Consider the following 10,515-nt stretch of genomic DNA (forward strand, 5'->3'; position numbering starts at 1 on the left):
TCTCCTTAGATTATGGTTTAGCGCGAGCTATCTCAGCTTCACTTTTAATGCCGAGCTTTTTCATTATCATCGCAGCAGGGCAGAAGCCAGTAAAGGCGCTTTGAAATAGATTAGCGCCTACGAAGACGGTTAGCCAGATAAAATTTGGGTGAACCCAGTTGGTAAGCGCTAAAGAAAGCAAAACCATGAATCCAGCAAAAGCGAAAATACTACGTTCAACGGACATAATGACTCCTTATAATGCGGTAGATGCCGCAACTTGTTGGTGTTTGTCGCGCATCACCGCATAGTACAGCACGGGGATAACGACCAAAGTAAGTAGGGTGGAAACTAAGATGCCAAAGATAAGGCTAATGGCTAAACCGTTAAAGATGGGATCGTCTAAGATAAATAGGGCGCCAATCATCGCCGCTAAGCCTGTCAGCATAATGGGTTTCGCTCGCACGGCACCAGAATGAATAACGGCTTGCTCAAACGGCACGCCAGCCGCGGTTTCCTGATTGATAAAGTCCACTAACAAGATAGAGTTTCGAACGATAATCCCTGCCAACGCTATCATGCCTATCATAGACGTTGCAGTGAACTGTGCGCCCAGCAAAGCATGTCCTGGCATGACGCCAATAATGGTGAGCGGAATCGGGGCCATGATAATAAGTGGCACCACATAAGAGCGGAATTGACCAACCACCAAGAGGTAGATGGCAATCATGCCAACGGCATAGGCTATTCCCATATCTCTAAAGGTTTCATAGGTGATTTTCCACTCACCATCCCAAAGTACCGCAATCGTGTCGAGCCCAGAAGGTTGAGAGACAAAGTGCTGATCAAATCCGAGTCCGTTCTCATCGTTGATCGCACCAGCCATATCAAACATTCCATACAGCGGACTATCAAGTGGGCCTGCCATGTCGGCGACCACCATGATCATCGGGATCATATTTTTATGTATGATGGGTGAGTCAATTTGGCTGTGAACTATGGTCACTAGCTCCGAAACGGGCACAGATTGCCCCGTTGCGGTGGTCAATTTCAGATTGAGTACCTGCTCTAGGTCAACTTTTGCGCCTTCTTCTAGCTGTATACGGATTGGAACTGGGCGTTTTTGGTTGGGTTTGTGCAGGTAACTGACATCTTTGCCGCCAATCGAAGTGGCGACTAAATCGACTATGTTCGCATAGGGGACACCGAGCAAACTGGCTTTTGAACGGTCGATATTTACCTGCCATTTCTGCTGCTCTGCAGGCAGGTAGATATCGATGTCGACCACATCTTGAGTTTGATGGAATAGCGCCTGCAGATCTCGCGCTGCTTGCTCACGCAATGCTTCATTGGGGGCGTAAACTTCAGCTAAAATAGGTGACCATACTGGTGGTCCAGGTGGCACTTCAACCACTTTTACGTTTGCGCCATACTCCAGCGCGATAGGTTTTAGTGACTCTCTTACTGCAAGCGCAATTGAGTGACTATCTCGGCTGCGATCGGACTTGTCTACCAGATTTACTTGAATATCACCAAGCTCCTGAGTCTGCCTTAAAAAGTAATGCCTCACCAACCCATTAAAGTTCATTGGCGCATTTGTGCCTGCATACAGTTGGTAGTTATCCACCTCCGGCACACTATTGAGTTCGGTCCCCAACGCCATGAGTACACGCTGCGTCTGCTCTACGGGAGTGCCTTCAGGCATATCGACCATGATCTGAAATTCAGATTTGTTGTCAAACGGCAGCATCTTTAATACCACCAATTGTGTGATGGGTAATGAGATGGCAATAGCAATGAGTAGTGCTACCGCAGCCGCTAAACCAAGGCGTGCTCGCCCGGCGCTTTTACCACTGACAAAAGGCGTTATTAGCTTAGTAAATAGCTGCATCATGCGCTCATTTCCACCGTGAGGCTTATGTTCTGTATTTGCGCCTTGATGGTTTTTCAGCAGCTTGGTGGCAAGCCATGGGGTGACAACAAAGGCGATAGCCAATGAGATCAGCATCCCCATGCTGGCATTAATTGGAATGGGGCTCATATAAGGTCCCATAAGTCCTGAAACAAATGCCATTGGCATGAGTGCGGCAATAACGGTAAATGTAGCTAAGATGGTGGGGCCGCCGACCTCATCCACCGCAATGGGTATGAGTTCAGTAAAGCTATGTTTACCTAAGGCCATATGCCGATGAATATTTTCGACCACCACAATGGCATCATCGACTAAGATACCAATGGAGAAAATTAGCGCAAATAGGGAGATGCGATTTAGGGTAAAGCCCCAAGCCCATGAGGCAAAAAGGGTGATCGCTAAGGTAATAATAATGGCGATACCGACAACGATCGCTTCTCGCAGTCCCATCGCTAAAAATACGAGTACCACTACCGCTGTGGTAGCAAAAACTAACTTCAAAATGAGGGTGTTAGCTTTGTCACCAGCCGTTTTGCCGTAGTTGCGAGAAACCGTGACCTCAACATCATGGGGCAGCAACACGTTATCGACGCTATCGAGTCGTTGTAAAATATTGTTGGCAACATCGACGGCATTCTCACCCGGTTGTTTACCTATTGCGATGGTCACAGCAGGATAGCTCGCTTGCTTATCGCTGTGCCAAGCGCTTTGGTTTGGGATATCGGTATTGAGGCTGATATTGGCAATATCTGCCAGGTACACAGGCGCGCTCTGGCCATAGGCATCTTGGTAGAGGCCTACCACGAGCTGCTCAACTTCCTGTTGGGTTTTTAAGAACTGTCCGGTTTGTACCTTTATCTCTTGGTTATCTTGGGTCAAAGAGACTGGCATCGAAACATGATTATTACTGGATAGGTTTGAAATTATGGCATCATACGTGATGCCATAGAAGCTCATTTTTGCGGGATCAATACGGACATTAAGGCTGACGTCATGAGTGCCAATACTGGTGATCTCACGGGTACCTGGGATCCGTTTAAGTTCAGTTTCTAAGCCTTTGGCGACATGGGTTAACTGCTCTGCTGATTGTGTTTGGGACTTTGACCATAGCGTGAGACTCATGATCGGGACATCGTCGATGCCTCGAGGCTTAATTTGTGGTTCGCCGACGCCAGCAGCGGTCGCCACTTTATCCATGTTGGAATACACTTGATTGTAAAGTTTGACGATCGCTTCATTTCGAGGAATTCCCACCTCAAAGATAGCAATGAGTAGTGCACCATCGGGTTGAGAAAATGAGTAGAGGGTATCAATACCTTTTATCTGCGACAGTACTTGTTCCATCGGTAAAGTGACTATCTGCTCTACTTCGCTAGGAGTCGCACCAGGAAAGGGGATAAAGACATCGGCAAAGGTAACATCGATTTGTGGCTCTTCCTCTTTGGGCGTGACTAACACCGCAAAAAGCCCGAGTAGTAATCCCAAAAGTGCCAGCAGTGGCGTAATGGCGCTTAGTTGAAACATGGCGGCAACACGGCCAGAAAACCCGAGTGCTTTGTGCTTATCAAGATCGTTATTTGTTGGCTGGTTCATAACTGTAAGACTCCTATTAAACGGCCAAATCCATTATTTGTTTAAATTAAGTAGGACTTGATAGGCATCTATAGCGATATTGTCTCCGGGACTTAATCCTGCAAGCACTTCAATATATCCCTCTCGAATAGCACCGAGACGTACTTGATTGAGCACAGGTTCGCCCTGTTTAATCAGATAAACGGCACTGAGTTCATTTTGATTGAGTACCGCAGATTGCGGAATCATCATGGTACTGCGTTGACCCGCAATAAATTGTACTTTTAGCCACATGCCTGGCATAAGCCCCGCATCATTGCTAGGCAAGTTAATACGGGTTTTGTAGCTGTGGCTACTTGGGTCAGCAAAGGAGAAAATGGTGAGTTGATTGGCGTTCATCACGTCACCATTTGGCAAGAAAATTTGCACTTCCGGATGACTACGCAGTGCGTTAATGTAGCGAAATGGCACGTTTGTGACGGCTCGCAACTGATCGGTTGAAAAACCACTGAGTAAAGGCTGACCCGGAGCGACGGTTTCCCCTTCTTCAACATACCGCTGCGTCACGATGCCAGAGAAAGGGGCGCTGACGATGGTGTATTGCAGTGATTCGTTGGCCTGAATAATGCGTGCTTTTGCAGCACTAACCGCTTGGGATGAGGTGCGTGCATTGGCTATCGCCTGGTCCATGTCGCCTTGAGAGATAGCACCTTGAGGAAATAGCTCTTCGTAACGTTTACGTTGCTTCTGTGCTTCTTCATTTTGAGCTTGTGCCCTGGCGAGTTCGGCTTCAGCGGCAGCAAGCTCAGCCCCTTGTGCTTTGCTAGTGATCTCTAATAGTGCTGCGCCTTGTGGGACAATATCGTTGACGTCGTAGTTGACTTTAATGATGCGTCCAGATGTTTGTGCTGAGACGGTCGCTGATTTAACCGCTTCGAGTTGCGCATCTAACGACACCCACTGCGGGCGTAGTTGGGCGTCAACACTAAGGGTTTCTATATCAGCCGAGGCCGCAGTCGTCGAGAGAGTTGTCAGCAGCATGGCTAGTGCGAGTAGTTGTTTATTCATTATCAGACCACCTAAAAAACTTCATAAGAAAATTCTAATGGACTTTTATGAACGATGCAATCATTTATTAGAAAAATGCGATTGACCGTGTTAGTTGTAGTGCGTGTTTCCGCTATGATCGCTTAATCATTGAGGTAGTAGGTCAGTGTTGAAACGACCCGGACCTTCTTAATATTGGGCGTATTACTGTCTCTATCTGAAATGGTAAACTGCCCTTGAGAGGCGGTTTTAATTTTACCTAGTTGTGATGATGAATCCTTGGCAAATTTTTCAGCAGTTAGACGCGCATTTTCGGTCGCAGCTTGTACCATGCCAGGTTTAATACTGTTGAGATCGGTAAATAAGAATTCGGTACGGCTATTATAGTCTTGGCTGGAGATGGCAATGCCTTCTTTAGCGAGTTCTAGCAGATTCCCTTGCATCTCTAATAACAGCGGAACCCGTTTGGTGTAGAGGGAAATGGTAACTTTAGCTGCATAACGGTAACGCACGTTCGGATCGACATATCCTTGTGCTTGTCGATCTTCTATTGAGGGGAGGGAGCTGGATATCTCATCTTGGGTAAAGCCTTGTTTAACCAAGAAAGCGATTACCTTGTCACTCTTTATTTGTACATTCTGGTACAAACTATTTAAGTCGTTATCTACTTCAGTAAAACGTATCGGCCAGATCGCGGTATCGGCAGTGACCTCTAATTCAGCTAATCCTTTTACTGTCACGGTACGCTCTAGCGCTCTCATCTGGATAAAACTGTTACCGACACTATTGCCAAGTAGGTAAAGCCCAATACAAATAAATGCGCCTAGGAGAGTGGCTGAAAGTGGTTTTTGCATGGGGGATTACCTTAGTCAACGTTAAGATGTGAATCAGCATATTCCTTTTAAATAGAATAATCTAGCTGATTATAGCCCTATACTGATGGGGATTAAGTGCTAGGCTGCCAGAGCTCCACTTTATTCCCATCAGGGTCGATAAACCAACCGAACCGACCAAACTCCGACTCTTCGGTTTCTGCGATGATCTGAGCACCACCATTTTTCACCTGTGCTAAGGCTTCATTGAGGTCGTCAACAATGAGGTTAAACATGAAAGGCTGAGTTGATGGATCAAGATAGTCTGTATCATCTGACATTGGCGTCCAAACACTATAGCTGCTACCAGCAATGGGCTCGAGATTGTTAAGATAGAATGCCGCGCCACCCCATGGTTCAACAGGGAGTTGCAGATGGTTTTTGTACCACTGCGCGAGAGCCTTAGGATCTTTACTTTTAAAGAATATTCCACCTAAACCTATTACTTTGGCCATGTGTATTTGTGTCTTTATGAGCGAGTAGTATTAACTGTAGGAAATATTTTGGATAAGTACAAAAAAGCCGTGCATTGAGCCCGGCTTTTTGTTGTTCTAACTGTGAGTTACAAGCTTAGAACTTGTAGTTGTACTGTACTGAGTAATAGGTGGCATTTGAAAGCGTTGTTGCATGTACTGTGCCTAAATCATTACCTAATGCCGGCATTTGCTGCCCAATTAGCTCTAATACTGAGCTGTGCTCGGTTAGCTGCGTTTCTTCACCGCGAATAAATGCGATGCCGAAATCAAGACTGGTATGTTTAGATAGGTTGTACGTCGCACCCATGGTGTACCATTGACGGTCTGAATCTGGGATAGAGATAGAGCTCACTTCACCAACGACACCTTGATCGAACATATAACCTGCACGCAGTGTCCAGCTATCGTTAAGCGTATAAGTACCACCTACACTGAATAACCAAGAGTCATCCCACGCATACTTTTTAAGCTGTGCTTCAGCAGGATCATTGACTGTGATCTCATGGAAATCACCCCAGGTTGTCATTTGCGCCGTGTAATGTAGGGCAAATTTTTCAGTTAGTTGATGAAAACCAGCAACTTGGAAAATATCAGGGATTGGAATGTTGATCTCTTGGAAATCAACCCCACCATATTTTACTGTTCCGTCGGCTTTAAAATCTGGGCTGAAACGGTAGCTTACACCGATACGGTGATCGGCATTGATTTCATATACAGCACCAAGAATTCCACCGAAAGCCACGCCGTCAGCTTCGACATCGACAAGATCAACTGGTACATAAGCACCATCAGGCCCTAATGGCAGTTCACCTGAACGGGTTAGAGTTCCTTCACCATAGATAACATCGACACCAGCACCGATACTGAAGTGGTCGTTGATACGATATGAACCACTGAGGTTGAGGTTAATAGTTGTGACTTCTGTTTTACCTAGTAGATCAACTGGAGCGGGAATTTGCGCGGTACCACCAAGGATTGGTTTTGGCTGTGATAAAGCGCCTGTATCGGTACCTGTACCGAAATTACTGAACATCGCCACGCCGTAGGCAAACTTGTCATTTACTGGGCTAACATAATAAAAGTTAGGGATGATTTTGGCTTCAGCTGCATCATTAACGCTACCGTAATGGAGCTCACCTAAATTTGAGTTGACGTATACATCTTTAACCTGAACTTCAACATCCGCATAGGTTAGGCCCATTGAAAGTTGTTTGGTATCAAATAATGCCATCGCTGCTGGGTTACGAGACAACACAGAAGCGTTATCTGCAATCACGGCATCACCAGCAAAAGCTCGGCCAATCCCTGTTGCTGATTGGCTATTAAGTTGGAAACCAGCTGCCATGGTTTGTGAACTCGCAAGAGTGACGGCAACGGCTAATAGTGTCTTGTTGAAACGCTTCATTATTGTGTTCTCTATTATTATTGGCCCCAATTATGTCGCAAGGTGATTACCATGCAGTGGGGTCCATTTTATAAGTCATGTGCATAGTAGGGATGAGTTGGTGACTCAACAACTCCGACCAGATGTGAAGTTATGTTGGTTATTTGTTACTTTTAGTGGTTGTTATATAAAAGAAAAATGATACGTGTTTGAATTAGGCTTGCTAAGCGCTACCTAGCGCCAAATCTAACATTTTGCAACATTTCGACTGACGTTAATCGAATGTGAATGTCACATTTTTCAGTAAAAAAAATAAAGTAAAAAAATAGCGTACACATGTACGCTATTTAGGGTTTCAATCAATTTTGAGTGTTAAAGCTTGGCGCTGAATTGGTCAAATTGCTGAGTAATTTCACCAGAGGGTTTAAATAATTTGCTAACGATAACCCCTGCAAGTGTTGCAAACACAAATCCAGGTAATATTTCATAAAGCTCAAATATGCCGCCTTCTGCTTGTTTCCACAGCACCACAGTGACAGCTCCAACGAGCACGGTTGCTACCGCGCCATTACGGCTATAGCTGCGCCAAAAGAGTGACAATAACACCACTGGTCCAAATGCCGCACCAAAACCTGCCCATGCGTAACTGACTAAGCCCAGTACGCTGCTTTCAGGGTTGAGGGCGATGATACCGGAAATGACAGCGATGATGAGTACACCTATACGGCCTACTAACATTAACTCTTTACTATTTGCTTCTGGCCGTAACCATTTTTTATAGAAGTCTTCAGTGATCACACTTGAACAGACCAGTAGTTGCGAATCGATGGTGCTCATGATGGCGGACAAAATAGCCGCGATAAGTAGACCCCCAATCCAAGGGTTAAATGCAGCATGGGCGAGGTGGATAAACACAGTTTCAGGGTTAGCCAATGGGTCGTTAGCAAAATAGAGTGTGCCTGCCAGGCCAGTAGCTAGAGCGCCAATCAGGGCAACGACCATCCAACTCATGGCAATACGGCGTGAAACAGGGATATCATCGGCACTACCTATGGCCATAAAGCGTGACAAGATATGTGGTTGGCCAAAATAGCCTAGGCCCCATGCTAGCAGTGAAGCAAGACCGATAAACGTGGTATTGTCGCTGATCATCGATAGCATAGCCGGATCGAGATCGTGCAGGCCATTTTGCGTTGCAGGTTGGCTGAATATCGCCACAGGCACAATGAGTAGAGCAACCAGCATCAAGCAACCTTGAAAGAAATCTGTCCAGCTAACAGCAAAGAAGCCTCCCACAAAGGTATAGGCGACGATAATTGCAGAGCCGATGATGAGCGCGAGGGTGTAATCTAGGCCAAAGACTTTCTCAAACAATATTGCACCACCGACCATACCTGAAGAGGCATAGAAGGTGAAAAAGACTAAAATCGTGATCGCAGAAACCAGCTTTAACAGACCATTTTTGTCAGCGAAGCGCTTTTCAAAGAAATCTGGCAGCGTGAGTGCGTTATCGGCAAATTGAGTGTAAATACGGAGTCGTCTCGCAACGAATAGCCAGTTTAGCCAAGCCCCGAATACCAGGCCAATACCAATCCATGCTTCCCCTAAGCCGCCAAGGTATACGGCACCTGGCAAACCCAGCAGTAACCAGCCTGACATATCAGAAGCGCCGACACTCAATGCGGTGACGGCGGGGCCCATCGAACGACCACCTAAGATATAGTCATCGACAGAGTCTGTGGCTTTATATGCCCAAAGGCCAATGCCCATCATAAGGATGAGGTAGCCAAAAAAGGTGATCAAAATAGGTAATTCAATAGTCATGCTTGCGCCGTTTATTGTTATGTTTGATTTGAACTCGCTATGCTAGCAGATGTTTGATGAGGAGCTCAATAAAGTATGGAAATGTGATGAAGATCTGACCTGTGGTGACGGGATGGTCACCACAGGCTGTTGAACATTTAGATGAAAGATTGCTTAATTTCTTCTTTAATGTTGTTGAGGTCGTCGTGGTGTTCACCAACTAACAACATATAGGCATTGTCTGCGGCAAAGCCCATGCCCTGGTAGCGATTGTCGGCAAAAGCTTCATCTAGAATCATTCTATCTTCGACTGGCACAATAAACAGAGTGACTTTACCTTGGGCACCTTGCATAACGAGATGAATACTTTTTACCCCTTGAAAGTCGCAGTAAGTGCTGTATAGCACTTGGCCTGGCTGCTCGGTAAATCTGGCGTTAGCCAACGTGCCCAATGAAGCCAGTTGGGTATTGATGGTATTAAAGCTGACATCGTCATGACTTATCAGCGCCATATCCTCATGATAGACATGTGCTAATGCGTGTTGACCCAGATCCACAGGTCCTAAACGTAACAGAGTAAAACTGATACCAGCCACAAAGGCAACTGACGCGACTAAAGCCATAGTGAAACCGGTTTTTCGTCGCTGAACTTGGTGTTGATGTAGCTGTTGATTGAGCAGCAGCTTGGCTTCAAGTCCTTCTGGCACATCGACTTTTAACGCTGACTCTATCTGGCTATCTAAGCGCTTGAGGTCTTTTACGAATGCTTGTCGCTCATCAGAGCTACGCATGGCTGACAAAAAATCGTCATCATGATTGTTTGGATTTTCATAAGCCTCGCGGCGAAATTTTAGCTCATCCATTAGAGCGCCCTCTTGTATGCTCTTGATCGAGAAGTTCTTTAAGTTGATTCCTAGCTCTAAATAAACGTGTCATCACCGTATTGCGATTGAGCTGCAATATGTCTGCAATCTCTTCACCACTGAACCCGCCGATGACCTGCAAAATAAGGGGTTCACGATACTCTATTTCGAGTCGGGCGATTTGGCGTCTGACTAGATATTGTTCCATATTATCTTCGGTTGATAATGAAACATTGTCGGCCAACTCTGACTGCTCTACATCGGAGTAGTCAAATTGCTTGCGCTCAAAACGGCGGGCATTTTCTCTACGCAAAATGGTAATTAACCAAGCCTTTGCCGCTTTATCGTCTTTTAGTGATTCAAGCGAGCGCCAGGCGCGAAGAAACGTCTCTTGGGTGATATCTTCAGCGATATGTTTATCACCGCATAACCAATAGGCATAGCGGAATAGATCGGCGTGAAGTGCCCTGACAAGGCTATCGTATCGTCGTTGTTTACTTAGCATGTCATTATTGACCGAGGAATCGGCCAAATTATTTCGTTTGAAGCCAAACATTTTTTACTCACTCTATTAATAACTAAGTGATGTGCGCTATCGGGGTAGGGC

General features: G+C 45.8%; 9 protein-coding genes. All 9 read right to left on the reverse strand.

What is annotated here, in order from left to right:
* Positions 1 to 10: 10 nt before the first annotated feature.
* The 9 genes from BEL05_RS03170 to BEL05_RS03210 all read right to left on the reverse strand — a co-directional run bounded on the left by BEL05_RS03170 (position 11) and on the right by BEL05_RS03210 (position 10,464).
* Positions 11 to 226 (reverse strand): YgaP family membrane protein, encoded by a 216-nt coding sequence (locus tag BEL05_RS03170; protein WP_028765474.1) that lies wholly within the window; start codon positions 224 to 226, stop codon positions 11 to 13.
* 9 nt (positions 227 to 235) lie between these two features.
* The gene (locus BEL05_RS03175) at positions 236 to 3,484 is read right to left on the reverse strand and encodes an efflux RND transporter permease subunit (RefSeq protein ID WP_069670249.1); all 3,249 of its coding nucleotides are present in this window, start codon (positions 3,482 to 3,484) and stop codon (positions 236 to 238) included.
* 33 nt (positions 3,485 to 3,517) lie between these two features.
* Positions 3,518 to 4,531, reverse strand: a complete 1,014-nt coding sequence (locus BEL05_RS03180) for an efflux RND transporter periplasmic adaptor subunit (protein ID WP_069670250.1) — start codon at positions 4,529 to 4,531, stop codon at positions 3,518 to 3,520.
* A gap of 122 nt (positions 4,532 to 4,653) precedes the next feature.
* Positions 4,654 to 5,364 (reverse strand): SIMPL domain-containing protein, encoded by a 711-nt coding sequence (locus tag BEL05_RS03185; protein ID WP_069670251.1) that lies wholly within the window; start codon positions 5,362 to 5,364, stop codon positions 4,654 to 4,656.
* A 92-nt stretch (positions 5,365 to 5,456) separates the two neighbouring features.
* Positions 5,457 to 5,837: a VOC family protein gene (locus BEL05_RS03190; protein WP_028765470.1), complete on the reverse strand. Its 381-nt coding sequence runs from the start codon at positions 5,835 to 5,837 to the stop codon at positions 5,457 to 5,459.
* A gap of 115 nt (positions 5,838 to 5,952) precedes the next feature.
* Positions 5,953 to 7,263, reverse strand: coding sequence for an OmpP1/FadL family transporter (locus BEL05_RS03195; RefSeq protein ID WP_069670252.1), 1,311 nt, complete (start codon positions 7,261 to 7,263; stop codon positions 5,953 to 5,955).
* 351 nt (positions 7,264 to 7,614) lie between these two features.
* Entirely contained in the window at positions 7,615 to 9,066 is a 1,452-nt protein-coding gene (putP, locus tag BEL05_RS03200; protein ID WP_069670253.1) for a sodium/proline symporter PutP, read from the reverse strand.
* Positions 9,067 to 9,203: 137 nt separating this feature from the next.
* On the reverse strand, positions 9,204 to 9,908 hold the full coding sequence (locus tag BEL05_RS03205) for a DUF3379 domain-containing protein (protein WP_028765467.1): 705 nt from the start codon (positions 9,906 to 9,908) through the stop codon (positions 9,204 to 9,206).
* Positions 9,901 to 10,464 (reverse strand): sigma-70 family RNA polymerase sigma factor, encoded by a 564-nt coding sequence (locus tag BEL05_RS03210; RefSeq protein ID WP_028765466.1) that lies wholly within the window; start codon positions 10,462 to 10,464, stop codon positions 9,901 to 9,903. The genes BEL05_RS03205 and BEL05_RS03210 overlap by 8 nt, the downstream gene beginning before the upstream one ends.
* Between the last annotated feature and the right edge of the window lie 51 nt (positions 10,465 to 10,515).

The organism is Shewanella colwelliana (assembly GCF_001735525.1).
Lineage (GTDB): Bacteria > Pseudomonadota > Gammaproteobacteria > Enterobacterales > Shewanellaceae > Shewanella > Shewanella colwelliana.